The organism is Streptomyces sp. AcH 505, from assembly GCF_000818175.1.
Classification (GTDB): domain Bacteria; phylum Actinomycetota; class Actinomycetes; order Streptomycetales; family Streptomycetaceae; genus Streptomyces.
Window position 1 is genome coordinate 538,971 of record NZ_JTIY01000001.1, and the last position, 1,400, is coordinate 540,370.

The 1,400-nt window shown below is 74.6% G+C and carries 1 protein-coding gene; it reads left to right on the top strand.

The genetic code is table 11. The features are described from left to right. Positions 1-1,034 (top strand): phosphopentomutase (locus HY68_RS02455; protein ID WP_063779606.1); only part of this gene is annotated, 1,034 nt, incomplete at its 5' end. Positions 1,035-1,400: the final 366 nt, after the last annotated feature.

Genomic DNA, 1,400 nt, shown 5'->3' on the forward strand with positions numbered 1-1,400 from the left:
CGACGCTCGGCGCGCTGGGCCTCGGCGTCGTCCATCCGCACCCCGGCCTCGCCGCCACGACCGCGCTGCCGGTCGCGGTGGGCCGCGCGGCGCTCGGCTACCCCGGCGCGGACACGTTCGCCGGGCACCAGACGATGATGGGCGCCGACTTCAGCCGGGTCACGGTGGCCCGGCTGGCCGAGCATCTGTCCGAGGTGACCCACGCGTTGAAGGCGGCGGGCCACGAGGTGTCGCCGCTGGACGGCCGCCCGCTGCTCGTCGTGGACGGCGCCGTCCTCGTCCACGACAACCTGGAGGCCGACCCCGGCATCAACTGGAACGCCTCGGGACGCCTGGAGGACCTGCCCTTCGACCGCATCCTGGCCATCGCCCGCACGGTACGGTCCGTGGCGCCCGTCGCCCGCGTCATCGCCGTCGGCGGCCACGCGGACGGGCCGCTGCCCGCGTACGTACGGGACGGCGACGGCGGAACGGTCGGCCTGGACACCCCCGCGACGGGCTTCTACCGCAACGGCGGCCTCCAGGTGCAGCACCTGGGCGCGCCCGTCGACCACACCCGCCAGCTGCCCGACGTCGCGGCGCGCGCGGGGATCCCGGTGACGCTCGTCGGCAAGGCGGCGGACATCCTGGTCTGCGAAGCGGCGGTGCGCCGCCCGTGCGTCGCGACGGCCGACGTCCTGGCCCGCACGCTGGAAGCAGTACGGGCCCCCGGCCCCGGGCTTGTCGTCGCGAACGTCCAGGAGACGGACCTGGCGGGCCACCAGCAGGACACCGAGCGGTACGGGGACGTACTGGAGCAGACGGACGCGGGACTCGGGGCGCTGCTACGGCTGCTGGACGGCGCGGGTGACCGGCTGATCGTGACGGGCGACCACGGGAACGACCCGACGATCGGCCACGCATACCACACGCGGGAGTACGTCCCGGTGCTCATGCACCGCCCGGAGGCGCCGTCCCTGACGCGGCTGCCCGACGCGTCGTCGCTGACGTCGGTGGGACTGGCGGCGGCGACGTCACTCGGCCTCACGATGTGACGCGGTGTCGCCGTCCGGCGCGGTTTCTGGTTGCGGGTTCTTGGTTGCGGTTGTTGCCGGGGGCCGTTCCGGGGTCGTGTCCTGCGCTGCGGTGTCGCCGTCCGGCGCGGTTCGGTTGGCGGTCTTGGTTGCGGTGGTCGCCGGGGGCCGTTCCGGGGTCGTGTCCTGCGCTGCATGATTTACGGCGCGTACTCCCCAGACGCGGAGCCACCGCCGAGATGCGCCACAAATCACGCTCTACGCTCCGGACACCACCCCTGCACGACCCCCTTCAGCCCCCGCCCCATCGGGACGGCCGCCCGGACCCGCCGCCCGCAGGGCACCGCTCGCCCGCGCTGACGCGGACGGGTGTGCCCGACCACCGGA